Annotated in this window: 30 protein-coding genes; 16 read left to right on the top strand and 14 right to left on the bottom strand. The window is 36.0% G+C overall.

Annotation, left to right across the window (positions count from 1 at the left end; genetic code table 11):
* Positions 1 to 210: 210 nt before the first annotated feature.
* On the bottom strand, positions 211 to 315 hold the full coding sequence (locus AAIE21_RS03845) for a GTP pyrophosphokinase (protein WP_343265537.1): 105 nt from the start codon (positions 313 to 315) through the stop codon (positions 211 to 213).
* An 86-nt stretch (positions 316 to 401) separates the two neighbouring features.
* Here AAIE21_RS03845 and AAIE21_RS03840 point away from each other — a divergent pair, with 86 nt between their 5' ends.
* Positions 402 to 629: a hypothetical protein gene (locus AAIE21_RS03840; protein WP_017150839.1), complete on the top strand. Its 228-nt coding sequence runs from the start codon at positions 402 to 404 to the stop codon at positions 627 to 629.
* Between the two features lie 91 nt (positions 630 to 720).
* The gene (locus tag AAIE21_RS03835; protein WP_343265536.1) at positions 721 to 867 is read left to right on the top strand and encodes a hypothetical protein; all 147 of its coding nucleotides are present in this window, start codon (positions 721 to 723) and stop codon (positions 865 to 867) included.
* 32 nt (positions 868 to 899) lie between these two features.
* Here the strand turns inward: AAIE21_RS03835 and AAIE21_RS03830 are convergent, their stop codons facing one another.
* Positions 900 to 1,694, bottom strand: a complete 795-nt coding sequence (locus tag AAIE21_RS03830; RefSeq protein ID WP_343265535.1) for a YqhG family protein — start codon at positions 1,692 to 1,694, stop codon at positions 900 to 902.
* The gene (locus AAIE21_RS03825) at positions 1,681 to 3,363 is read right to left on the bottom strand and encodes a DEAD/DEAH box helicase (protein ID WP_343265534.1); all 1,683 of its coding nucleotides are present in this window, start codon (positions 3,361 to 3,363) and stop codon (positions 1,681 to 1,683) included. Before AAIE21_RS03825 ends, AAIE21_RS03830 begins: the two co-directional genes overlap by 14 nt.
* A 349-nt stretch (positions 3,364 to 3,712) precedes the next feature.
* Here AAIE21_RS03825 and gcvT point away from each other — a divergent pair, with 349 nt between their 5' ends.
* The 9 genes from gcvT to AAIE21_RS03780 all read left to right on the top strand — a co-directional run bounded on the left by gcvT (position 3,713) and on the right by AAIE21_RS03780 (position 10,934).
* On the top strand, positions 3,713 to 4,813 hold the full coding sequence (gene gcvT, locus AAIE21_RS03820; RefSeq protein WP_343265533.1) for a glycine cleavage system aminomethyltransferase GcvT: 1,101 nt from the start codon (positions 3,713 to 3,715) through the stop codon (positions 4,811 to 4,813).
* Positions 4,814 to 4,833: 20 nt separating this feature from the next.
* Entirely contained in the window at positions 4,834 to 6,177 is a 1,344-nt protein-coding gene (gene gcvPA / locus AAIE21_RS03815) for an aminomethyl-transferring glycine dehydrogenase subunit 1 (protein WP_343265532.1), read from the top strand.
* The gene (gene gcvPB / locus AAIE21_RS03810) at positions 6,174 to 7,649 is read left to right on the top strand and encodes an aminomethyl-transferring glycine dehydrogenase subunit 2 (protein ID WP_343265531.1); all 1,476 of its coding nucleotides are present in this window, start codon (positions 6,174 to 6,176) and stop codon (positions 7,647 to 7,649) included. The genes gcvPA and gcvPB overlap by 4 nt, the downstream gene beginning before the upstream one ends.
* Positions 7,650 to 7,917: 268 nt before the next feature.
* Positions 7,918 to 8,142: a DUF3929 family protein gene (locus AAIE21_RS03805; RefSeq protein WP_026049147.1), complete on the top strand. Its 225-nt coding sequence runs from the start codon at positions 7,918 to 7,920 to the stop codon at positions 8,140 to 8,142.
* Positions 8,143 to 8,212: 70 nt separating this feature from the next.
* Positions 8,213 to 8,404: a hypothetical protein gene (locus AAIE21_RS03800; protein ID WP_174099030.1), complete on the top strand. Its 192-nt coding sequence runs from the start codon at positions 8,213 to 8,215 to the stop codon at positions 8,402 to 8,404.
* Between the two features lie 116 nt (positions 8,405 to 8,520).
* Positions 8,521 to 8,895, top strand: a complete 375-nt coding sequence (locus AAIE21_RS03795) for a GntR family transcriptional regulator (RefSeq protein WP_343265530.1) — start codon at positions 8,521 to 8,523, stop codon at positions 8,893 to 8,895.
* 5 nt (positions 8,896 to 8,900) lie between these two features.
* The gene (locus AAIE21_RS03790) at positions 8,901 to 9,773 is read left to right on the top strand and encodes an ABC transporter ATP-binding protein (protein ID WP_343265529.1); all 873 of its coding nucleotides are present in this window, start codon (positions 8,901 to 8,903) and stop codon (positions 9,771 to 9,773) included.
* A complete protein-coding gene (locus AAIE21_RS03785) occupies positions 9,754 to 10,425 on the top strand; it encodes an ABC-2 transporter permease (protein ID WP_343265528.1) in 672 nt (223 codons plus the stop codon). The genes AAIE21_RS03790 and AAIE21_RS03785 overlap by 20 nt, the downstream gene beginning before the upstream one ends.
* Before the next feature lie 302 nt (positions 10,426 to 10,727).
* A complete protein-coding gene (locus AAIE21_RS03780; protein WP_481858650.1) occupies positions 10,728 to 10,934 on the top strand; it encodes a hypothetical protein in 207 nt (68 codons plus the stop codon).
* Positions 10,935 to 10,949: 15 nt separating this feature from the next.
* On the opposite strand, the gene AAIE21_RS03775 is transcribed toward AAIE21_RS03780, so the two are convergent.
* The 5 genes from AAIE21_RS03775 to AAIE21_RS03755 form a co-directional block, all read right to left on the bottom strand.
* Positions 10,950 to 11,207, bottom strand: coding sequence for a DUF3975 family protein (locus AAIE21_RS03775; protein ID WP_343265526.1), 258 nt, complete (start codon positions 11,205 to 11,207; stop codon positions 10,950 to 10,952).
* A gap of 15 nt (positions 11,208 to 11,222) precedes the next feature.
* On the bottom strand, positions 11,223 to 11,537 hold the full coding sequence (locus AAIE21_RS03770; RefSeq protein WP_343265525.1) for a DMT family transporter: 315 nt from the start codon (positions 11,535 to 11,537) through the stop codon (positions 11,223 to 11,225).
* 1 nt (position 11,538) lies between these two features.
* The gene (locus AAIE21_RS03765; RefSeq protein ID WP_241814750.1) at positions 11,539 to 11,871 is read right to left on the bottom strand and encodes a DMT family transporter; all 333 of its coding nucleotides are present in this window, start codon (positions 11,869 to 11,871) and stop codon (positions 11,539 to 11,541) included.
* Positions 11,872 to 11,943: 72 nt separating this feature from the next.
* Entirely contained in the window at positions 11,944 to 12,525 is a 582-nt protein-coding gene (locus AAIE21_RS03760) for a TetR/AcrR family transcriptional regulator (protein WP_343265524.1), read from the bottom strand.
* A gap of 95 nt (positions 12,526 to 12,620) precedes the next feature.
* Positions 12,621 to 13,598 carry a LacI family DNA-binding transcriptional regulator gene (locus AAIE21_RS03755; protein WP_343265523.1) on the bottom strand — a complete coding sequence of 326 codons (978 nt, stop codon included), beginning with the start codon at positions 13,596 to 13,598 and terminating at the stop codon, positions 12,621 to 12,623.
* Between the two features lie 325 nt (positions 13,599 to 13,923).
* On the opposite strand from AAIE21_RS03755, the gene AAIE21_RS03750 reads away from it, so the two are divergent.
* Entirely contained in the window at positions 13,924 to 14,469 is a 546-nt protein-coding gene (locus tag AAIE21_RS03750; RefSeq protein WP_241814927.1) for a DNA polymerase III subunit delta, read from the top strand.
* Between the two features lie 29 nt (positions 14,470 to 14,498).
* Here the strand turns inward: AAIE21_RS03750 and AAIE21_RS03745 are convergent, their stop codons facing one another.
* Entirely contained in the window at positions 14,499 to 14,882 is a 384-nt protein-coding gene (locus AAIE21_RS03745) for a rhodanese-like domain-containing protein (protein ID WP_343265522.1), read from the bottom strand.
* 170 nt (positions 14,883 to 15,052) lie between these two features.
* Between AAIE21_RS03745 and AAIE21_RS03740 the strand changes: the two genes are divergently transcribed.
* Positions 15,053 to 15,889 (top strand): lipoate--protein ligase family protein, encoded by an 837-nt coding sequence (locus tag AAIE21_RS03740; RefSeq protein ID WP_343265521.1) that lies wholly within the window; start codon positions 15,053 to 15,055, stop codon positions 15,887 to 15,889.
* Between the two features lie 31 nt (positions 15,890 to 15,920).
* Here AAIE21_RS03740 and AAIE21_RS03735 read toward each other — a convergent pair whose 3' ends face one another.
* From AAIE21_RS03735 to AAIE21_RS03725, 3 genes are all read right to left on the bottom strand, one after another.
* Entirely contained in the window at positions 15,921 to 16,766 is an 846-nt protein-coding gene (locus AAIE21_RS03735; protein ID WP_343265520.1) for a hypothetical protein, read from the bottom strand.
* A 200-nt stretch (positions 16,767 to 16,966) separates the two neighbouring features.
* Positions 16,967 to 17,638, bottom strand: a complete 672-nt coding sequence (locus tag AAIE21_RS03730) for a DUF1129 family protein (protein WP_343265519.1) — start codon at positions 17,636 to 17,638, stop codon at positions 16,967 to 16,969.
* A gap of 5 nt (positions 17,639 to 17,643) precedes the next feature.
* Entirely contained in the window at positions 17,644 to 17,961 is a 318-nt protein-coding gene (locus AAIE21_RS03725) for a PadR family transcriptional regulator (RefSeq protein ID WP_343265518.1), read from the bottom strand.
* 159 nt (positions 17,962 to 18,120) lie between these two features.
* Between AAIE21_RS03725 and splB the strand changes: the two genes are divergently transcribed.
* The 3 genes from splB (at position 18,121) to AAIE21_RS03710 (ending at position 20,481) form a co-directional block, all read left to right on the top strand.
* A complete protein-coding gene (gene splB, locus AAIE21_RS03720; protein ID WP_343265517.1) occupies positions 18,121 to 19,146 on the top strand; it encodes a spore photoproduct lyase in 1,026 nt (341 codons plus the stop codon).
* A 145-nt stretch (positions 19,147 to 19,291) separates the two neighbouring features.
* On the top strand, positions 19,292 to 19,720 hold the full coding sequence (gene mntR / locus AAIE21_RS03715) for a transcriptional regulator MntR (protein WP_016116280.1): 429 nt from the start codon (positions 19,292 to 19,294) through the stop codon (positions 19,718 to 19,720).
* A 104-nt stretch (positions 19,721 to 19,824) separates the two neighbouring features.
* Positions 19,825 to 20,481 carry an HAD family hydrolase gene (locus AAIE21_RS03710; RefSeq protein WP_343265516.1) on the top strand — a complete coding sequence of 219 codons (657 nt, stop codon included), beginning with the start codon at positions 19,825 to 19,827 and terminating at the stop codon, positions 20,479 to 20,481.
* Between the two features lie 18 nt (positions 20,482 to 20,499).
* Here AAIE21_RS03710 and AAIE21_RS03705 read toward each other — a convergent pair whose 3' ends face one another.
* Together AAIE21_RS03705 and AAIE21_RS03700 are read right to left on the bottom strand one after the other, a co-directional pair.
* Complete coding sequence (locus tag AAIE21_RS03705) at positions 20,500 to 20,901, bottom strand: SA1362 family protein (RefSeq protein WP_343265515.1); 402 nt, start codon at positions 20,899 to 20,901, stop codon at positions 20,500 to 20,502.
* An 86-nt stretch (positions 20,902 to 20,987) separates the two neighbouring features.
* Positions 20,988 to 21,905, bottom strand: coding sequence for a DUF1385 domain-containing protein (locus AAIE21_RS03700; RefSeq protein ID WP_343265514.1), 918 nt, complete (start codon positions 21,903 to 21,905; stop codon positions 20,988 to 20,990).
* Positions 21,906 to 22,097: the final 192 nt, after the last annotated feature.

The raw sequence follows: 22,097 nt of genomic DNA, 5'->3' as shown, positions 1-22,097 counted from the left end.
ACAATATAATTTCTGAATATCGTACAAGATTAATTTGATAACTTATATATAGCAAGAAATATAAGCATTCTAAATTAGAAATCAGTCTCAATCAGCTTCAAGAGGGTGCATATAGATATGACAAAAGTCTTTAGCGTGTACGAAGTGAAGCGTAAGTCATAGTTTAGTAGAAATAAAAAAGATTGACCCCTAGCGTGGTAATCTTTTTTATTATATAATAATTAAAACGCTTTCATTTTTGATGGTTTGTTCACAAAATTGACGAAAACTTAAGTTATTCCTATCGTCATGTTGTTTTATAATGAAACTAATCATCTATACGTGCATACAATATTGTGAAATAAATAACATAAATAATCTATATAAATGTAAACGTTATCAAAAAAAGAGAGGTGGAGACAATGAGTAAATTTTTCTTCAATCATAATCCAGCGACAATAGAAGATGGAAGGCTTGTAGAATATGCTGAAATTATTTATGGTGAAGGTGGCCGTTCTGTATTAGAAAATTTAATGGTGAAAGCATCTATCAGGTTGCGTGATCGTTATCCGCATAAATCTGACGAACAGATCTCTCATCTCGTAAATCAAGGCTTGCACGATATGTTTCAGAAATATGTGAAGGAATAAGAGGAGCGAAAAGCTTCTCTTATTTTTGTATAAGGATTGCCCCTCTAGCTGACAATAAGAATGAATTTGAAAAGCATAAGGGGTGAAAGAGATGAGCAATGGCGTAGGACGTTCGAAAAAGAATCTTCCAACAGATGCAAACCATGTGAGTGCAAAAGATAGGGAATATCAAAAGCGAATGACAGAAAAGCAGCAACAAGAACATAACGATGGCCGAAAGTATAACGGAAAAACATAAGAAAAGCTCCTTCTCACCTGAAGGGGCTTTTCTTATGAAAAAAAGTGATTAGCGGTTACATAAAAAAGCCCGCCATTTATAATTTGCATTGTAATACGCGGTTCGTATTGTTCTTGTAATGCTTGTTTTTCTATTTCGTAGCTTTCGGGAAGCTCTTCACTTTCTTCGTAAAAGCGATTTAGAAGATCTAAATCATGATTCCAGCGCACATGTGCTTCTTCAGCCCACGTATGATCATCAGCTGCGATGAGATTTTTCAATGCATCTTCTATTCGTTGCAGTCCGCTTTGCGGTTTAATAATTGGAGTAAGTGTAAAACTGAAATCCGGTATTTTTGGTGTGAGCCGAATTTTCGCTAATGTTTCATGAAAGTTTGTAATCATTGTTCCAGAAATAAGATGAATCCCGATGGAATGAAGCATGTCTTTCTTTCGATCACATTGATAACATACTTTTACATTGACGCCAAGCCATGGATGAAGTGGTGTATGAGCTGTACCCCCTGAATTCACTTCTTCGAATAAACGTATGTATGAACCGAGCTCTTTTGTTGTTTGAAAGATTTGATGCAGGCGAGGAGAGCCGTAGTGAATAAGCTCACCTTCCTCTTCGTCATTCTCTGGCTCTGTAATGAGAGTGAGGCGCATCGGATTTGGGATGCCACCTGTTTTCTCAAGGTAATGCCAATAAAAAGGGCGATTCATTAATAGTTTATCCATCTCAATTGTTAATTGTACATCTAGTAGATGCCGGGAACGCCGGGAAATTTCACAGTCGTTTGCTTCAAAAAAACTCCATAAGTAATTATGAATTTCATGTTGCTGCATAACCTTGCACCTCAGCTTCGTTTCTCTTCGCAAAGTCGATGATAGATGTTAAATTTTCCATCTTAATTCGAATTTCTCCTTCGCTCTTTGACCCTGCGAAAATTTCTTGAATATGCGCATCGATATTTTTCATATTGATTCTTGTTAAAATCTCATCAAGTTCACCGATGACTCGCTCAAATAAATTAATTTTTTCATATAGAAGTTTTAAAATATGTTCTTCAACTGTATGTTTCGTTGCTAAGTTATAAATATGAACATCATTTTTTTGACCCAGCCTATGAATACGTCCAATTCGCTGTTCAAGTCGCATCGGATTCCATGGTAAATCGTAGTTAATCATATGACTACAAAATTGCAAGTTAATCCCTTCGCCGCCTGCTTCTGTTGCGATTAACACTTGTGCATGATTTTGGAAAAGCTCTTTCATCCAATCTTTTTTTCCGCGTTTGAATCCACCTCGAAAGGGAACCGATGAAATACCATGCTGTTTTAAAAACCATTGTAAATACATTTGTGTTGCTCTGTATTCTGTAAAGATGACGACTTTATCATCAATTTCTTTTATAAGATCTAGTGCTTGATTTGCTTTTGAATTAAAAGGAATATGATTGATTTTATCCATCAAAACATCGATATATGGGTCTGGTATATAATTCTCATTTTCTTTTTGTCTTTTTTCCACATGCTTTTTGAGTGAGTAATAAACTGCTTCACGGCTACTACATACTTCTCGTTTCAAAGTTAATGATGAAAAGGCAGAGGTAAAAGCATCTTGTCCTTTCCAATTTTCAATTGCATCATATAAAGATTGCTCTTCCTCATTAAAATCAATAAATATTGTTCGGACATGTCTTTTCGGCCATTCGATTCCCGTACCATTTCGCCGATTTCTTACCATCACTTTGTTAATGAGTGCTTTTAAATCTTCATCTGACTCTGAAGAGCGATTTTTAGAAGCGTAATATTCTTCGAAGTTAGATTGATTCCCTAAATGACCGGGCTTTAATAAGGAAACAAGATTAAAGATTTCATCGATTTTGTTTTGGACAGGTGTTGCAGTTAGTAATAAACAAAACTTTTTTTTGAGAAGCTGCGCAAATTCATAGTTTTTTGTTTTATTATTTTTAAGTTTGTGTGCCTCATCAATAATGATGAGATCATATTCCAAATTTAAAACGATATCACGATGCGGTGAACGCTTCGCTGTATCAATCGATGAAACGATGACGTCAGCTTGTTCCCATGAGTAGCTTTTTCTCTGGGCAACTGCAGGGATAAAAAACTTTGTGTTGAGTTCATATGCCCACTGGGAAACAAGAGAGGCTGGAACGAGTATAAGTACTTTTTTAACAAGACCGCGCACCATATATTCTTTTAAAATAAGACCTGCTTCAATGGTTTTCCCAAGCCCAACTTCATCTGCTAGTATCGCTTTTCCATTCATTTGCTCAATAACAGTTTGTGCTACTTCTAACTGATGAGGAAGCGGTGTGAAATGAGATAAATGTTTTGGAGCTTGCAAACCATCAAATGTAGGGACAAGTAATGATTTTTCTGTTTTATATGCTAAATTATATAATTCCCAATTTGTCCAAGGGCCGTCCTCATCAATTCGTTTTAAAAAATTATTTTGCCATGTCCGATCTACGGAAATATCGACATTCATTGAAACTCTCCCACCTTCTGTAAACTAAAACGGTTATTATTATACTCTTCACTAAAAAATATAATTTCTAGCATTTTTAGGTGAAGTTGTTTTTGCAAGTATAAGAATAAAAAATTCCAAATTATTTTTTATGCTAGAATATTGATGAAATAGATCGAAAAATGTTAGGATAATGGTGTGAAATGTGTGGAATCTTTCGTATTTTATCCAAGAAAGTGCTTTTTTATTTACGCTTTCATAAAAAAATACATTGAGATTCCGTATATCCCGTCTTTTCAGAACAAAAATGTTTAGATACGGGAAGCCAACTTTTATTGATTTGTCATAGACAGCATAAGGGGGAAAGAACATGATTACATTACAACGTACACCGCTATTTGATGTATACGCGAAGTATGGCGGAAAAACAATCGACTTTGGTGGTTGGGAATTACCAGTTCAATTTTCAAGCATTAAAGAAGAACACGAAGCTGTTCGAACAGCTGCAGGCCTGTTTGATGTATCTCATATGGGAGAAGTGGAAGTAACAGGTGCAGATAGTTTAGCATTTTTACAACGTGTTGTTACAAATGACGTTTCTACCTTAAAGGTAGGAGGCGCACAATATACAGCAATGTGTTACGAAAATGGTGGTACAGTAGATGATTTATTAATCTACAAACGTGGTGAAGAAGACTACTTATTAGTAATCAACGCATCGAATATCGAAAAAGATTACGAGTGGTTAGCAAGTCATGTAATTGGCGATACGAAAGTAGTCAATGTTTCTAGTGAAATTGCACAGCTGGCAATTCAAGGACCAAAAGCAGAAGGCATTTTACAAAAAGTTGTGTCAGAAGATTTGAAAGAAATTAAGTTCTTTAAATTTAAAAACGATGTTCTTGTAGATGGTACTCCTGCACTTGTATCCCGCACTGGTTATACAGGTGAAGATGGATTTGAAATTTACTGTAAGAGTGAAGACGCTGCAAAACTTTGGGAGAAACTTCTTGAAGTTGGAGCAGAAAACGGCTTAAAACCATGTGGTTTAGGAGCTCGTGATACACTTCGTTTTGAAGCGACACTTCCACTTTATGGACAAGAACTATCAAAAGATATTACACCAATTGAAGCTGGAATAGGATTCGCAGTAAAAACAAACAAAGAGGCAGATTTCTTTGGAAAAGCAACATTAAAAGAATACAAAGAAAACGGTGCACCTCGTAAATTAGTCGGCATCGAAGTAACTGAGCGTGGTATTCCCCGTACTCATTACCCTGTATATATCGGCGAAGAAAAAATCGGGGAAGTAACAAGTGGTACACAATCTCCAACGTTAAAGAAAAGCATTGGTTTAGCATTAGTTGATGTAAAATACGCAGCAGTTGATACAGAAATAGAAATTGAGATTCGTAATAAACGCGTCAAAGCAGTAGTCGTTCCAACACCATTTTACAAACGTTCAAAGTAACGGGGAGAGGGGTAGATTTCATGTTGCATCGTTATCTTCCAATGACAGAAGAAGACAAAAAAGAAATGTTACAAACGATCGGCGTTCAAACGATCGATGAATTATTTTCTGATATTCCAGAAAGTGTTCGTTTCAAAGGGGACTTAAACATTAAACAAGCGAAATCAGAACCAGAGCTTTTAAAAGAACTGTCTGAGCTTGCTGGTAAAAATGCGAATTTAAAAGAGTATGCATCCTTCTTAGGAGCAGGTGTATATGATCATTATGCACCAGTCATTGTTGATCATGTTATTTCTCGTTCAGAATTTTATACAGCTTATACACCATACCAACCAGAAATCTCACAAGGGGAATTACAAGCGATTTTTGAATTCCAAACAATGATTTGTGAATTAACAGGAATGGATGTAGCAAACTCCTCTATGTATGACGGAGGTACAGCTTTAGCAGAAGCGGCAATGTTAGCAGCTGGTCATACGCGCAAAAAGAAAATTCTTGTTTCTAAAGCAGTTCACCCAGAATCAAGAGCAGTACTTGAAACATATGCAAAAGGTCAACATCTTGAAGTTGTTGAAATTGATCATAAAGACGGTGTAACAGATTTAGATGTATTACAAAGTGAAGTGGATGATACAGTCGCTTGCGTAATCGTTCAATATCCAAACTTCTTCGGACAAGTGGAGAAGTTAGCCGATATTGAGAAAATCGTTCACCAGCAAAAATCATTATTTATTGTTTCTTCCAACCCGTTATCATTAGGAGCATTAACACCACCAGGTAAATTTGGTGCGGATATTGTAATTGGTGATGCGCAACCATTTGGTATTCCAACACAGTTTGGTGGACCACATTGCGGTTATTTCGCAACAACGAAAGCATTTATGCGTAAAATTCCAGGACGTCTTGTTGGACAAACTGTGGATTCAGATGGCAAACGTGGCTTTGTGTTAACGTTACAAGCTCGTGAACAGCACATTCGTCGTGATAAAGCGACATCTAACATTTGTTCGAACCAAGCATTAAATGCATTAGCAGCATCTGTTGCAATGACAGCACTTGGAAGACAAGGTGTGAAAGAAATGGCACGCCAAAATGTTTCTAAAGCACAATATGCAAAACGTCAATTTGAAGCAAAAGGATTCTCAGTAACATTTGCTGGTCCATTCTTCAATGAATTTGTTGTAAATTGCAAACGTCCAGTACAAGAAGTAAATGATGTATTAGTACAAAAGAATATTATTGGTGGATATGATCTAGGTCGTGATTATAAAGAGCTGGCAAATCATATGCTTCTAGCAGTAACAGAGCTTCGTACAAAAGAGGAAATTGACACACTTGTAAACGAAATGGGGGCTATCCAATGAAGAACCAAGACCAAGCACTTATTTTTGAAGTGAGCAGAGAAGGACGCGTAGGATATAGCTTACCCCAATTAGATGTAGAAGAAGTAAAATTAGAAGATGTGTTTGAGAGCGATTATATTCGCACCGAAGATGCTGAGCTTCCAGAAGTGTCTGAACTTGATATTATGCGCCATTACACAGCGCTTTCTAATCGTAACCACGGCGTTGACTCTGGATTCTATCCATTAGGGTCTTGTACGATGAAGTACAATCCAAAGATTAACGAAAATGTGGCACGTTTCCCAGGATTTGCACACATTCATCCGCTTCAAGATGAAAAAACGGTGCAAGGTGCAATGGAATTGATGTATGACTTACAAGAACATTTAATTGAAATTACAGGTATGGATACTGTTACACTTCAACCAGCAGCTGGTGCACACGGGGAATGGACAGGACTAATGCTAATCCGTGCATATCATGAAGCAAACGGTGATTTTAACCGTACGAAAGTAATTGTTCCTGATTCTGCGCACGGAACAAACCCAGCATCTGCAACAGTAGCAGGATTTGAAACAATTACAGTAAAATCAAATGAAAATGGTCTTGTTGACTTAGAAGACTTAAAACGTGTTGTGAACGAAGAAACAGCAGCACTTATGTTAACAAATCCAAATACACTTGGTTTATTTGAAGAAAATATTTTAGAAATGGCAGAAATCGTTCATAATGCAGGCGGTAAATTGTATTATGATGGTGCAAACTTAAATGCAGTATTAAGTCAAGCGCGCCCAGGAGACATGGGATTTGACGTTGTACATTTAAACCTTCATAAAACATTTACAGGTCCGCATGGCGGTGGTGGCCCAGGTTCTGGCCCAGTAGGTGTAAAAGCAGACTTAATTCCGTTTTTACCAAAACCAATTTTAGAGAAAACAGAAAATGGCTATCACTTTAACTACGATCGTCCACAAGCAATTGGACGCGTAAAACCATTCTATGGAAACTTTGGTATTAACGTTCGTGCTTATACGTATATTCGTTCTATGGGTCCAGATGGCCTACGTGCAGTAACAGAATATGCAGTATTAAATGCTAACTATATGATGAGAAGATTAGCGCCATTCTACGATCTTCCATTTGATAGACATTGTAAGCATGAATTTGTATTATCAGGTCGTCGTCAAAAGAAACTTGGCGTACGTACGCTAGATATTGCAAAACGCCTGCTTGATTTTGGCTACCATCCACCAACAATTTACTTCCCATTAAACGTGGAAGAATGTATTATGATTGAGCCAACAGAAACAGAATCAAAAGAAACATTAGATGGATTCATCGATAAGATGATTCAAATTGCAAAAGAAGCAGAAGAAAATCCAGAAGTTGTACAAGAAGCGCCACATACGACGGTAATTAAGCGTCTTGATGAAACAATGGCTGCTCGTAAACCAGTTTTACGTTATCAAAAGCCAGCTCCTGTACAAGTTTGAGTACCTGTAAAATGAAAAGAACTCGCTATACGCGGGTTCTTTTTTTGTGGAGAATTTGTGCAGAGATTATGAAAATAATGTAAAGGATTTTTATATTTTCTGTAATAATAGGGAAGAACGTTGTTTTTTAGGCTTTTTTGTTGAAAAAGTCAGTTTGATAAAATTGTGTATTTTTGTTAGAATTTTATTGAAATTAAGAGGGTGTAATGAGGGAGACATAACTCATTTTTATGTATATGTGAAAAAACGAACAATTTGGGGTGAGAGAATGGGCTATAAGTGTTACAGAATGGTGTATCATTTAGAAAATGGTAAAACGATTAAAGATATAAAGGAATTTTGTTATCGTGATCATGGAAAAATGTTAGAGCGTGTAGCACATCGTGTAATGGATAACGCAGAAGTAACAGCGATTGATAAACAAGGAACAATTATTTCAATAGCTTGTGATGACATTGTAAAGGTGGAACTTGATTATATAAAAGAAAGTTAACCTTGAGTCATATCGAATTATTCGATAAAATATACTGTTGAATGGTGAAGTGAGAAGAGAGGAGTTTATCATGGGTAGTACAAGACACTTTTATATGTTTGTTTTAGCGTTTGTACTTGTTGTAGCATTAACGGTATATTTAATCGTTGATAGCAGCTGGTACAATGCAGTGCATCCGGCATTTCTTATTTTTATGTATGTAGGAATTGCGGTTGTTAGTTTTGGGATGAGAGATGAAATGTTAGATCGCTTTGAGAAGTGATACATATATGGAAGACCAACAGGAAATTGTTGGTCTTTTTTTCTTGCCAAAAATAGGATGGTGTGTATATACTGTATATATAAAGTATATACAGTGTATACACAGTGGAGGAAAACATGAATATTATTATTTCAAATTCTTCCCCAGACCCTATCTATGAACAAATTAGTAAGCAATTAAGGCAGCTTATCTTAAACGGTGGTCTAAAGGGTGGAGATCAATTGCCGTCTATCCGTAGCTTAGCGAAAGAACTGCAAATTAGTGTGATTACGACGAGACGTGCGTACGAAGAGCTTGAAAAAGAAGGATATATTGAAACAGTTGCTGGAAAAGGGACATATGTTTCCATGCAAAACAACGAACTCTTGCGAGAACAGCGGTTGCGCTTACTAGAAAGTAAAGTAGAAGAGATTGTCCAGGAAAGTAAATTTTTGCAGCTTTCACTTGAAGAATTAGAGCAGATGATTGCGTTTTTATATAAGGGGGAGTGAGAGGGATGTTAGAGCTAAAAAATGTTTGTAAAAACTATGAAGATTTTGCGGTGAAAAATGTAAGCTTTACATTGCCACGTGGATATATTATGGGATTTGTTGGACCGAATGGGGCTGGGAAAAGTACGACCATTAAAATGATTATGAATTTAGTAAGGCGAAATAGTGGGGATATTACGATTTTCGGTAAGGACAATACAAAAGCAGAAAAAGAAATTAAGCAAAATATCGGATTCGTATATGATGAAAACCATTACTACGAAGAATTAACGTGTGAACAGATGAAACGGATTATCGCACCATTATATAAAAAATGGGATGAAGAAAAATATCAATCATACATGGAGAGATTACAAGTTCCGAAAAACAAAAAGATTAAGCAGTTATCAAAAGGAATGAAAATGAAATTTGCAATTACGATGGCGTTATCACATCATGCAAAGCTTATTATTATGGATGAACCAACGTCAGGTTTAGACCCAGTTGTCCGTAGTGAACTACTGGATATGCTGCAAGAAATGGTGATGGAAGAAGAAGTATCGGTATTATTCTCGACACATATCACAACAGACTTAGAGCGTATTGCCGATTATATTACCTTTATTCACGAAGGTGAAATTGTTTTTACGGGAGAAAAAGACGAAATATTAGAAAATCATGTGATTGTAAAAGGGAGTAATGATTTATTAGATTCAGAAGGAAAAGAACTCTTTATCGGATTACGGAAAAATAAATTTGGCTTTGAAGGGTTAGCGAGAGATAAGCAAGCGATTGAAGATTGGTTTGGACAAGAAGTTGTGATCGAAAAACCGTCTTTAGATGATATTGTTGTGTATACAGCGAAAGGGAGAGGTGCTTATGCGTCAGCTCGTATATAAGGATTTATTCTTTTTTCGAGTAACTTGGTTGGTTAATATTATTATGCCTTTTCTGTTTTTTATTTTAGAACCAAATGGAGAAACAGCATTTCCTCTAAGTTGCTTACTTATAACGATTTCCTCAGCGATGGTATTAATAGCAATGGATGAAAGAAATAAAAGTGAAATTGTTTTTAATAGCTTACCTGTAAGGCGAAGGGATATTATAATTGCCAAATATATCTCTAGTGCAATATTCATTGCAGTAGGGATGGTTGTGACAATAGCAGTGTTGGAGCTCATCAAAGGTGTAGCTTCAATCGGTGATATAGGTGTACAACATCCTAATTTATACATTGAGATTCCATGGTATGTAGTAGTAAGGGGGGCTTTTGTTTCGATTGTTTTTATAGCAGCTTTGTTTCCTAGTTATTACGGAACAAAGTCAAAAGTAGTACGAGGAATATTTACAGGGCTAGCAGTTGGAATAGCTGTTCTTATTGGGATATTTATTGAGGAAGGATCAACAAATCAAATAGCATTGTCATTCATGGATTGGATCATGAATCCATCACATGTTGTGGTATTTATAATTGGGGGGATTATAGTAGCTAGTATATATATCGCTTCTATGTTTATTACGATTAAAATTTATGAAGCACGTGATTTATAAAAACAGGAAGTATCATTAGAAAAAAGGAAAAACGTACAGTAAAAAGGTGTCTCATCACAAGACACCTTTTTCAATAAGGGAAATAACACAAGAGTAATTTATAAACCGAAACGGTGCTCGGCATATCTTTTGGTGCATGTAAGAGTAGGCTGAAACATATAACAAAGAAAAGAAATAGGAAGAACAACAATAGGATATGTTTATGTATGGAATTTTGCATATAATCAGCTCCTTTTTTGTAGTATGTCCAAAAGATAAGAGGATATAGTTGGAGTTTGAAAATTTTACAGGAGGGTTGCATGGTGAGGAAGCAAACGTTAAAAGGAAGAATACTACTTGGTTTTGGAGTGGTCTTATTTGTCTGGGGACTTATTATGCTTAATATTATTTCAGATATAGTTGTATTTGAGAATGTGAATAAGGGCGTAGGTGGGGGAGTTCTTATCTTTGGAATCATATGTCTTATTACATCTAATTTCTTTAGAAAATCAAAAAATGAGAATCATTAAGCATAAAAAAGACAGTTACTTCTTTTCAGAAGAACTGTCTTTTTTTGTTGTTTTATTCCAAAATTTAGCGATACTCCAAATGATAATAATCATGATGGAAGCGATAATTGACCAAACAATGGATACGACTTCAAGTGCCATGTTGGGAAGGAAGGTAAGAACAGAAATAACTTTATGGAATAGCCACTCTATAATATGAAAGCTCATTTGCAGTAGAATAACGATTCCAATCAGAATTCCTGTCAGAAGCTGTTTCCCTTTTTCTTTCCACATGACATTCACCTCACGTTAGCTCATTAATTTTAAGCCAACTGCACCGCATAAAATGCAGCTTAAGAAGGCAAGACGACGCCAATCAGCTGATTCGCGGAAGATCCAAATGCCTAAAAGTGCACTTCCAGCCGTTCCAATTCCTGTCCAAATTGCGTAAGCTGTTCCCATCGGTAATGAATCCATTGCAAGTGATAAGAAGAAGAAGCTTACGCCAAAGTTGGCGATTAAAATAAGCTTTGGTGCCCAGCCTTTTTTTTCAGTGGCTACTTTCATAAACAGTACACCAACGATTTCACAAATACCAGCAATAATTAAAAATACCCATGCCATTTTATGCGGCCTCCTTCTCTTCTTGTTCACCTGTTACTCGTTTTAAACCAATTACTCCGAAGAAGATTAAACCGATTAATAAAACTTTTACAATTGAAAAAGGTTCTCCAAAAATAAAAATCTCTGTAAGAACGATTCCACCAGCTCCGATACCTGTAAACACAGCATATACAGTTCCTACAGGCAGATCTTTATAGGCTTTAAATAATAGGACAAAACTAATTGTAATTAATAGAGCGACACCAATCCATTCAAGTGGTGCCTCCGCGTGCTTTAGTCCAATCACCCAAAAAATTTCAATAATGCCAGCTAAAATTACATAAATCCATGCCATATATTACTTCTCCTTCCTACCAGTCGTTAGGTAAAGGGCTGAAAAACGACGCATTGCAAAGAAAGCAATCCGTCATTTTGAAAGGCCGCGCCAAAACACTTTCCAAGAGGCGTTTAAGCGGGTCTCAAAGCGATTTAAACCTGCGTATAATAGTTCAACCATAAGACCATCAAGTAAGCATAAGTAAGCCTCTAGAGCGTCTTTCATTTCAATGTTATGCAGTTCACCTTGTTCATTTGCTCGTTTGAATACAGGAAATAAAAGTTCCCTAATATTCTCAATGTGAGCATTTGCTTTTTCAATAATTTGCTCGCGAAATGCATCGGGTGGAAAATAAGAAGTGCGTAACCAAAACATTGATTCTTCACTCTCACCAAATCGTTTTGCATAACCGTTTAACAGATTTACGAGCAATACCTCAGTAGATGATTCCGAAAGTGCTTCTATATCATCAGTAAAGCATTGTAAATCTTTTTGCAGGGCTGCTTCTAAGCAGACGAAATATAATTCTTCTTTTCCCTTAAAGTGTGCGTAAATCGATGGCTTTTTAATCCCGACTTCTTGAGCAATATTTGCTAATGAAGTCCCTTCATAGCCGTAGCGTGCGAAATGAGAAAGTGCTACAGCTTTAATGCGGTTTGCTGTCATTTTCATCCCCTACCTACCGTTCGTTAGTTTGAGTATAAAAGAAAGAAAAAATAAAGTCAATAGGAAGGACATCTAAAAAAGAGTACCTAATTAGATACTCTTTATACGGTTTGACGCTCAATTAATCTGAAAGAGAGTTCTTTTGAATTATTTTGGATTTGCTCGTTTTGTATTTGTTTACAAAACATGGAAAAAGCATGAGACCCCATGATTTTTCCAGGATGTTCAATTGTTGTAATCTCTAAAGCTTCGGAAATTTCATGGTTATCGAACCCTAGAATTGCTATATCACCTGGAACGCGCAGACCTTGTTTTTTTGCTTCTGTTAATAAACCAGCTGCAACTTGATCGTTTGCAGCAAAGATAGCAGTGGGACGTTTTTTCATTTTTAATATGTTTTGCATGACTTTGGAACCGTCTTTCATCGTATAACATTGATAAAACATCCAGTCTTGATGAACCGTTTTTCCAGATGAATGGAGCGTATTAAAAAATGCTTGTTTTCGTTGTTTTGTATTGGCACTGTGTTCGCGAGCTAGGCAAACCCCGATGTAATCATGTCCCTTTTGTAATAAATATTCTGTACCGATGCGAAATCCTTCATAATGATCAACATATACGGATGAAATAAGGGGAGGCGTCATCTTTTCACATGAGATGACAGGGGCAAACTTTGCAAAAGGTTCAATTTGCTCCCACGAGCTTGCTCGTGAGCAAATAATCATGCCATCAAATTGTTTCATTTTCATCATTTCTAAAACACGGAGTTCTTCTTTGCTATCGTAATTCGTTTGGCACAGATTAATATGATAACCAGCAGCTAATGCTTCATTTCCAATCCCTTCAATAATGGTACTAAAGTAGGGCACATTGATAAAAGGAAGCATCACCCCGACCGTAAATGTTTTTCCTTTTATTAAATGAACTGCATTTATATTTTTTGCATAATTTAGCTCTTCAACTGCATCTAAAACGCGTCTTCGCTTTTCATCACTTACGTAGGGATGGTCATTTAGCACGCGTGAAACCGTCGTGATAGATACTCCAGCGGTTTTCGCAATTTGTTTTATATTCGCCATATGTATCACCTCTTCATTCATTATAAAGGCAAATAGATAAGAATGGAAAAATACTGAAAAAGACTTGACCTGAAAAGCTTTTCACAATCTATTTTATAAATAAGACTTTCCGTTATTCGCGTGACCTTTTTGGGCGTAAGAGTAACGAAAAGTCTTTTTTTGTCTAAAAAGATACCGCATGTCAAAATGTGTGAAAATAACGAGGAAAGTTTTCAAAGGGAGAGTGGATAGTAGAAGCGAATATGAACAACATATTAACGCTTTGTTCGCAAAAGGAGCGGTATGAAAGGGCGGAAACAAATTGAAAAAAAGAATCATTTGTTTCGTGTTTTCTAGTATGTTGCTGAGCTCATGTTCATTCCAACAAACGGCGAAAGAAGAAAAACAATTTGTGGGAAATGCGGATGGAGCTGTAGATCTTGTATCTGGTCCCATTTCGTTAAAAGATACAAAAAAATATTTTTCGGCAGCATATAAAGTTCCGACGTATTTGCCGTACGATGTTATGAATGATGTAAAAGGAGAAGTAAGAACAATTGGGAAGAAGAACGCTGTCTTGACGATAAAATATAAACCACAAGAAAAAGGAAGAAAAGATTATGTAGAATTAACAGTTGCTAATTTTTCTTACAGTTTTCCTTATATTGTAGAACAAAATCGATTTCATGAAAAAATGAGATTAGATAATGGTTCAGCTACCTATTTTAAAAATAGGGATGAGGGTGAACAGGGGGAAGAATTTGCGACACTCATTTGGAGAGAGAAAGGATTAGAGTATCAATTGCTATACCGCAATGTAGAATTAGGAAATGAGGAAGAAGTGAAACAAAACTTATTGTATATTGCGAACAACATGGAAGAAAAGAACTAGCTGATGAGTTATGCTAGTTCTTTAAAATATTATTTCTTTTTAATTTTGCCTGTCCAAGATTTAAATCCACCTTGTAATTGGTAGAAATCTTTGTAACCTTGTTTTTTTAGATATTGAGCGGCACGTCCTGTACGGAATCCGCTTTGGCAGTATAAATAGACAGGTTGGTCTTTACGTAGCTCTTTGTAACGCATACGAATTTGTGATAATGGAATGTTACGAGCACCTAAAATATGACCAGCGTTAAATTCATCTGCTTCACGAATATCGATAAGCTGTGCTTTACGGTAGCCAGCGCGAAATTCTTCTTCTGAAAGTGTTTTAATTAATCTTTTCTGATAGAAAAACATCCATGCAGAGTAGCCGATGAATGCTAGAACTACGGCTAGTATAATAATTAAGTTTGTTGACACGATTCTATCGCTCCCTTTTTTCTTATCCTACTTTCAATATTATAATGCCCATATGTATTTATGCAACAGGTTCGTTCGTTAAGAAGAAGAAATTTCGTATTCTTTCACAAATTTTGTCGAATTTGTTAGACTAGAGATTGTGAAAAATAATTGGTTATATGAGGTGCAGGATGGGAAAAGAAAAATGGTGTTATATTAACTCTGGTCAATGTTCACCGGCGTTTAATATGGCGTTAGACGAGTGCTTGTTAAATTGGCAAAGTGCAAAGGAAATGTCACCAACAATTCGTTTTTATGAATGGGAAGTGCCAACATTAACAGTGGGGTATTTTCAGCGTGTAGAAAAAGACATCAATATGGATGTAGTAAAAGAGAAGGAGTATGGATTTGTTCGCCGTCAAACAGGTGGTAGGGGCGTATTGCACGATAAGGAATTAACATACAGCGTTATTGTATCTGAGGATCATCCAAATATGCCAAAAACAGTGACGGAAGCTTACCGTGTCATTTCACAAGGGTTATTAGACGGGTTTAAGGCATTAGGGTTAGAAGCATATTATGCGGTTCCCAAAACAGAGGCAGATCGTGAAAATTTGAAAAATCCACGTTCAGGTGTATGTTTTGATGCGCCGTCTTGGTATGAAATTGTTGTTGAAGGAAGAAAAATTGCTGGAAGTGCGCAAACGCGTCAAAAAGGAGTTATTCTGCAGCATGGTTCGATTCCACTAGAAATCGATTTAGATGAGCTGTATGATTTGTTTTTATTCCCAAATGAGCGGGTAAAAGAACGTATGAAGAGCATGTTTTCTTCTAAAGCAGTTGCAATCAATGCATTAACAGATCGTACGTTTACAATTGAACAGTTAATTGAAGCGTTCCATGCTGGGTTTGAAAAAGGTTTAGATGTTGAGCTTGTTCCATATGAATTAACGGAAGAACAACTTCAGGAAGTGCAAACATTAGCAAAAGAAAAGTATGAAAGTAATGAATGGAATTATAAAAAATAAGGAGGTGGCATTTGCCACCTCCTTATTTTCTTTATAATAAATTAAGTACTTTTTCTACTTTAATTCCTTTGTCTTGTAAAGAACGAAGACGATTTACAACATCCATAATTTCTTTATCAAAAGTAACGCTAATACCTTGGTTTTGTAATTCTTCTTTTAAGTTTTCAATAGAATCATCTATATCGATGCCAAGCTCGTAATCCTGACATACTTCAATTGTCTTTTTCACAAGCTTCACATAATTTTCTTGTAGTTTAGAATTTGCTTCAGGTGAAGTCGCTTGTTTTGGTTTGGTAGCTGTAACCGTTTCTTGCTTTGCAACTGGAGTGGGTACTACTTTCTTTACAGGTGCTGGAATAGGTGCAGCTACAACTACAACTGTCTCTGAACGCACTGGCTTTGGCGCTGGTGCCGGAGTAGGTTTAGGGGTTACAACAGGTTCTTCAACACGTGTAACAGGTTTAGGAGCAGCTGTGACTACTTTAGGTGCCTTTTCGGCTACTACTTCTTTTTTAGGAGCAGTTTCTACAGGCGTTACTTCTTGTTCAGCTGCCTCTTTGTTTTCTTTACTCCACATAACGCGTTCAATTTCTAGGGAAACATTGTTTTTGTTCATTGCTGTTAATGTAACTTTACCAACTTCAGCGTTACCTGTGAAATCGACAATTTTATAAATCACACTTTTGTTCCAATCTACGTTTCCGCTCAAAAATAATTCTTCGTTACATTTCGGCGTTAAGCCCTCGATTTTAATTTCTGCATTTACACCGTTCTCACTATATACCATAATTAGCGAAGCATTAACATCTTCGTCTGCTAACATTAGTTCACGTACCATTTTGCCGGTGCGTACTTGCGTTTTCTTCTTAAGTGACATCAAATTTCCCCTCTCAAAAATTCAGTAATAATAAAAAAATCGTATAACGAAAAATAATTGCTCACGAAGAAATATGATACCGATAATAAAAGCATCACGTCAACAATTAACTTTAATTATTTTGCATTTTTCTTATTTTCTTTATGAAATTTTTCAATTTGTAAAATTAGACAGAAGAAAAACAGCCTTTTTGGAGGCTGTTAAAAATTTATACGTCTATAAAAAAACTTATAAAAAAGATACAAAATGATGGCAAGAAAGGCACCAATCCAAGGAGAAAGCTGATAATTTAAAAATGGATGGTCTATAAAGAATAAAGAAACGCCAATGAGTATAAAACATGGACTTTGTTGGAAAATGAATCCCTTTATACGCTTCCAATTACTCATGGGGTTGTTGAATAAATCTCCTTTGATAAAATCAAATACAAAACGAATGAGAAGGTGTATTGCAATAATTATTACAAACACAAAGATAAGATTTACATGTACAGGTTGAAATCGTTCGTTTTCAGAGAAAAAGGGCAAAATAAAAGCAGCGAGAGAATTGATGGCGAAAAATATAGCGAGTAAGTAACTACTCATAAATGTTGGAGTGGCTATACGCTGCCACCTATTTTGTTTTGGAAGAGCAACGATAATTTCATCACAGTAAGCTTGTAAGTCATTTCCAAAAATATCATAAGCGTTTTTATTTTCTTCTTGTGCATCAAGCAAGTGATCTAAAATCTCTAATAGCAGTTCTTCTACTTGCTGTTCTGGGATATTAGCTAATCGAATGTAAACGAGCATATCCCCATAAGCAGCTTCATTTTCCTCTGTCAATAGTTTGCGTTTTTTATTATTTAGCTCAATCAAATCTTTTGCTTTCATCCATCTCACTCTCCCTGTAATAGATTATTTACCGTCGTCGAAACCATCCCCCAGCTCTTCTTAAACTCTTCTAGTTGTTCGAATCCTTTATCGGTTACATGATAATATTTTCGCTTTGGTCCAAGGCTAGAAGCTTTTAATGTGCCAGCAATGAGTTTTTCTTTTTGCATGCGTAATAGTAAAGGGTATATGCTGCCTTCACTTACAAATGTAAAGCCATGTTTATTTAGTTTCGTACTGAGCTCATATCCGTACACTTCCTCTTGGGAAATGATATATAAGATACATCCTTCGAGCACACCTTTTAACATTTGACTATGCATGATTTCACCACCTTTAATTCAGGTAACTTGTTGTGCAAGGTAGCTGTTATCGAAATTATAACACTCCAGTAACTTGTTTAGCAATCTACTGGAGTGGAAAACTTTAAACAGCGTTGTTATTGATTGTCTGCTCATACTAAAAGTAGGGAGGGAACTTGAATGAAGCCATTTATGCCAAAGCTTGTTTATTTTGAACCAGGAGCACTGGAATATCCACTTGGAAAAGAGTTGTATGAAAAGTTTACAAAGATGGGTCTAGAAATTCGAGAAACAACATCACATAATCAAATTCGTGATTTACCTGGAGAGAATGATTTGCAAAAATATCGTAATGCGAAAACGACACTTGTTGTTGGTATAAGACGGACGTTGAAGTTTGATACATCTAAACCATCGGCTGAATATGCAATTCCACTGGCAACGGGTTGCATGGGGCATTGTCATTATTGTTATTTGCAAACGACACTTGGTAGTAAACCATATGTCCGGGTATATGTAAATTTAGATGAGATTTTTGAGAGAGCGCAGCAATATATGGACGAACGAGCGCCAGATATAACACGGTTTGAAGCAGCGTGCACATCGGATATCGTAGGAATCGATCATTTAACGCATGCTTTAAAGAAGGCAATTGAATTTATTGGAAAGGGTGAATATGGTCGTCTACGTTTCGTGACAAAATATTCTCATGTTGACCATTTATTAGATGCAAAGCATAATGGGAAAACGCGTTTTCGCTTCAGTGTTAATTCTCGTTATGTCATAAAAAACTTTGAACCAGGTACCTCAGCATTTGAGGATCGAATTGAAGCAGCTCGTAAAGTAGCAGGAGCAAATTATCCACTTGGTTTTATTGTTGCTCCAATTTATATGCATGAAGGTTGGGAAGAGGGGTATCGTGAATTATTTGAACGACTGTCTGATGCATTAAAAGATTTAACCCTGCCCAATTTATCATTCGAATTGATTCAACATCGCTTTACTAAACCGGCGAAAAAGGTAATACAACAACGTTATCCCAATACAAAACTTGAAATGGATGAAGAGAAAAGAAAATATAAATGGGGACGATATGGCATCGGAAAATATGTATATCAGAAAGATGATGCAGTAAGGTTAGAAGAAACAATACGAGAATATATTCACGAATATTTTCCGGATGCTGAAATTCAATATTTCACATAGGGGAATCTGTAAGTAATTTGCAGATTCTTTATTATTTCGTATTTTTAGGCTTGTTTCCACCCTTGTCATGATATCCTTTCTGGTGTATCATTTTATTGATTGCTTAGTGCGGAAAACACAAAATGAAATTGGATGGAGGAAACCGATGCCTACCCCTAGTATGGAAGATTATATTGAACAAATTTATTTGTTGATTGATGAAAAGGGATATGCCCGCGTATCTGATATTGCTGAAGCGCTTAGTGTACATCCATCCTCTGTAACAAAAATGGTACAAAAGTTAGATAAAGACGAGTATCTAATTTATGAAAAATATAGAGGGCTTGTATTAACATCAAAAGGGAAAAAAATCGGGGAGCGTCTTGTATATCGTCATGAGTTACTAGAACAATTTATGCGTATCATTGGTGTGGATGAAAGTAAGATTTATAATGATGTAGAAGGAATTGAACATCATTTAAGTTGGGAAGCTATTGACCGCATTGGTGATTTAGTACAATATTTTGAGCAAGATGAGCTTCGAATTGAAACGCTTCGCGGTGTTCAAAAAGCAAATGAAGAGCAGGGAAAGTAAAGGGAACGAGCGGCGTTTCCTTTTTTGTTTAGAAAAGGAAATTCCTTTCTTTAAATTGAATGTATAGAAATGTGAAAAATCGTTTTGTAAAAGGTGGGATAGGAATGAAAGCAATTATTTTCGATTTTGATGGATTAATTGTAGATACAGAGACAATTTGGTTCCAATCTTTTCAGGAAGTAATTCGCGAATATGGTGGAGATTTACCTCTAGAAGAGTTTGCAAAATGTATTGGAACAACGGATGAAGTGCTTTATACATATATTGAACAACAGTTGAAAGAGCAATTTAATAAGAGATTGATAAAAGAAAAAGTTTCAGCTTTACATCAAGAGAAAATGAAAATACCAGCAACTCGTGATGGTGTGAAAGAATACTTAGAAGAAGCAAAAAGTCTTGGAGTGAAAATTGGTTTAGCTTCTAGTTCTTCAAGAGAATGGGTTGTTGGGTTTTTAGAAGATTTAGGGATTCGGGAGTATTTTGAAGTTATTAAAACGAAAGAAGATGTTGAGAAAGTAAAACCAGATCCAGCGCTGTATAAGGCAGCTATTGAAGAACTGGAAATTGATTCTTCAGAGGTTGTTGTATTTGAGGATTCAGTAAATGGATTGAAAGCAGCGATTGCAGCAGGGTTAAAATGTGTCGTTGTTCCTAATGAGGTTACAAAAGCTTTACAGTTTGAAAATTACCATCTTCGCTTAGGTAGTATGAAAGAAAAGAGTTTAACAGAAGTACTTCAATATGTGAGAGAGAATGAATAAAAAGAAAGACCGCATTTCCTAAAAGGAAGCACGGTCTTTCTTTTTATTTTTTTTACCTTCAATCACAGTTAAATGAGATTGTTTTCGCTTTCTTTTTAACACTGGTGAATTGCCTTTCTTAACTTTGTCATCAGAAGCATTTCGTTTTACTAAAGAATTGCTTAGGGGTGCTACATTTTGTTTTCCGTATTTTCGGTTCGATTGTTTCGCAGCACGCTTATAAGAGTTTTGCGAATTGGCGGAACCGCTGGAGCTTGTAAACATTTTATATAATAAATAAAAGACACCAACAACGAGTAACATGATGACAATGTTTTTGACCATTCCGTATGGATCTGTAATTGCAGATGAAACGAGACCAAATATTGCTAACCCAATAATAAGCATGACTAAAGCGAACGTAAACGAACGACCGTTCATAGGGAACACCTCCTAAATAACATATATTAAAATTAGTATATTAGCGACAAGGGAAGGAGTTGAGTACCATTTTTAAAAAATTATTGTTATTTTCTTTCTAAACGTAATAATTCTTCAAAAGATGCAATTGCAACTTCAACTTGATCATCTTCTGGTTCTTTTGTTGTTAATAGTTGAAGCCATAATCCTGGATATCCTAATATACGCAAGACCGGAATATCTCGTAATCGATTTGTAAATTGCAAGACTTCAAAAGAAATACCTAGAACCACTGGGATTAATAAAATTCGATTTACCACTCTGACCCAAAGGGGGTCAGTTGGAACAAGAAAGTAGACAAACATTCCGATAATGACTGTAAATATAATAAAACTACTACCGCAACGATAATGGAGACGAGTTTGTTTTTGTACATTTGCTACTGTCAGCGGAAGGTTGTTTTCGTAAGCGTTGATGACTTTATGCTCCGCACCGTGATATTGAAATACACGCTTAATGAGCGGAGTTAGTGACACAATATATATATAGCTCAGTAAAAGGATGAGCTTAATAATGCTTTCGACAACAATTTGCCCAGTGTGAGATGGGAAAATGGGCCTTGTCAGTTCTGCTAAAAGTGCAGGAACTGCTGTGAAAATAACTTTGCCGAATATGAACGATAAGACTCCGACTGCGGCTACTCCTAATATCATCGTTAATTTTGATTGTTCTTCTTTTTTGTTTGCAAGCTGTTCATCGTCTTCAGGATGAACGTCAAATCGTTCCGAAGCAAAGTTTAAATGTTTCGCTCCATTAGCACTTGCATCAACAATAGCGGCGATACCACGTAGAAATGGAATTTTCTTTAGCACAGATAATACTGTATTACGTACGCGTGGTAATCGATAAAATTCGATTGATTTATCTTTACGACGAACCGCTGTAACAGTATATTCTCTACCACCAAACATAACTCCTTCTATGACCGCTTGCCCACCGTATATTTGTTTTGTCTCCTCTGCCATGTTAACACCAACCTGTATTTGTTTCTCTCTTATGTAGAAAAGAGGCAATTGTCACACTTGGTTCTGTCATTGTGAGATTTGACAATCACCGAGTTTCCTTTATTTTATCGACAAACACAAGCTGCTGACAAGGAAAAATGTTACGGAAGCTGGACATTTCTTATTCTTTTTATAGACAAATTTCGCATGATT

Origin of the sequence: Paenibacillus sp. 102, from assembly GCF_039549175.1 — a bacterium.
Classification (GTDB): Bacteria; Bacillota; Bacilli; order Bacillales; family Bacillaceae_G; genus Bacillus_A.
This window is presented reverse-complemented; position numbering and strand designations above follow the sequence as displayed.

Excerpts from the sequence above, each read along its gene's own strand:
- AAIE21_RS03845 (WP_343265537.1), bottom strand. The coding sequence starts at position 315 with ATGATTAGTTTCATTATAAAACAACATGACGATAGGAATAACTTAAGT.
- AAIE21_RS03840 (WP_017150839.1), top strand. The coding sequence starts at position 402 with ATGAGTAAATTTTTCTTCAATCATAATCCAGCGACAATAGAAGATGGA.
- AAIE21_RS03835 (WP_343265536.1), top strand. The coding sequence starts at position 721 with ATGAGCAATGGCGTAGGACGTTCGAAAAAGAATCTTCCAACAGATGCA.
- AAIE21_RS03830 (WP_343265535.1), bottom strand. The coding sequence starts at position 1,694 with ATGCAGCAACATGAAATTCATAATTACTTATGGAGTTTTTTTGAAGCA.
- AAIE21_RS03825 (WP_343265534.1), bottom strand. The coding sequence starts at position 3,363 with ATGAATGTCGATATTTCCGTAGATCGGACATGGCAAAATAATTTTTTA.
- gcvT (WP_343265533.1), top strand. The coding sequence starts at position 3,713 with ATGATTACATTACAACGTACACCGCTATTTGATGTATACGCGAAGTAT.
- gcvPA (WP_343265532.1), top strand. The coding sequence starts at position 4,834 with ATGTTGCATCGTTATCTTCCAATGACAGAAGAAGACAAAAAAGAAATG.
- gcvPB (WP_343265531.1), top strand. The coding sequence starts at position 6,174 with ATGAAGAACCAAGACCAAGCACTTATTTTTGAAGTGAGCAGAGAAGGA.
- AAIE21_RS03805 (WP_026049147.1), top strand. The coding sequence starts at position 7,918 with ATGGGCTATAAGTGTTACAGAATGGTGTATCATTTAGAAAATGGTAAA.
- AAIE21_RS03800 (WP_174099030.1), top strand. The coding sequence starts at position 8,213 with ATGGGTAGTACAAGACACTTTTATATGTTTGTTTTAGCGTTTGTACTT.
- AAIE21_RS03795 (WP_343265530.1), top strand. The coding sequence starts at position 8,521 with ATGAATATTATTATTTCAAATTCTTCCCCAGACCCTATCTATGAACAA.
- AAIE21_RS03790 (WP_343265529.1), top strand. The coding sequence starts at position 8,901 with ATGTTAGAGCTAAAAAATGTTTGTAAAAACTATGAAGATTTTGCGGTG.
- AAIE21_RS03785 (WP_343265528.1), top strand. The coding sequence starts at position 9,754 with ATGCGTCAGCTCGTATATAAGGATTTATTCTTTTTTCGAGTAACTTGG.
- AAIE21_RS03775 (WP_343265526.1), bottom strand. The coding sequence starts at position 11,207 with ATGTGGAAAGAAAAAGGGAAACAGCTTCTGACAGGAATTCTGATTGGA.
- AAIE21_RS03770 (WP_343265525.1), bottom strand. The coding sequence starts at position 11,537 with ATGGCATGGGTATTTTTAATTATTGCTGGTATTTGTGAAATCGTTGGT.
- AAIE21_RS03765 (WP_241814750.1), bottom strand. The coding sequence starts at position 11,871 with ATGGCATGGATTTATGTAATTTTAGCTGGCATTATTGAAATTTTTTGG.
- AAIE21_RS03760 (WP_343265524.1), bottom strand. The coding sequence starts at position 12,525 with ATGAAAATGACAGCAAACCGCATTAAAGCTGTAGCACTTTCTCATTTC.
- AAIE21_RS03755 (WP_343265523.1), bottom strand. The coding sequence starts at position 13,598 with ATGGCGAATATAAAACAAATTGCGAAAACCGCTGGAGTATCTATCACG.
- AAIE21_RS03740 (WP_343265521.1), top strand. The coding sequence starts at position 15,053 with ATGGGAAAAGAAAAATGGTGTTATATTAACTCTGGTCAATGTTCACCG.
- AAIE21_RS03735 (WP_343265520.1), bottom strand. The coding sequence starts at position 16,766 with ATGTCACTTAAGAAGAAAACGCAAGTACGCACCGGCAAAATGGTACGT.
- AAIE21_RS03730 (WP_343265519.1), bottom strand. The coding sequence starts at position 17,638 with ATGAAAGCAAAAGATTTGATTGAGCTAAATAATAAAAAACGCAAACTA.
- AAIE21_RS03725 (WP_343265518.1), bottom strand. The coding sequence starts at position 17,961 with ATGCATAGTCAAATGTTAAAAGGTGTGCTCGAAGGATGTATCTTATAT.
- splB (WP_343265517.1), top strand. The coding sequence starts at position 18,121 with ATGAAGCCATTTATGCCAAAGCTTGTTTATTTTGAACCAGGAGCACTG.
- mntR (WP_016116280.1), top strand. The coding sequence starts at position 19,292 with ATGCCTACCCCTAGTATGGAAGATTATATTGAACAAATTTATTTGTTG.
- AAIE21_RS03710 (WP_343265516.1), top strand. The coding sequence starts at position 19,825 with ATGAAAGCAATTATTTTCGATTTTGATGGATTAATTGTAGATACAGAG.
- AAIE21_RS03705 (WP_343265515.1), bottom strand. The coding sequence starts at position 20,901 with ATGAACGGTCGTTCGTTTACGTTCGCTTTAGTCATGCTTATTATTGGG.
- AAIE21_RS03700 (WP_343265514.1), bottom strand. The coding sequence starts at position 21,905 with ATGGCAGAGGAGACAAAACAAATATACGGTGGGCAAGCGGTCATAGAA.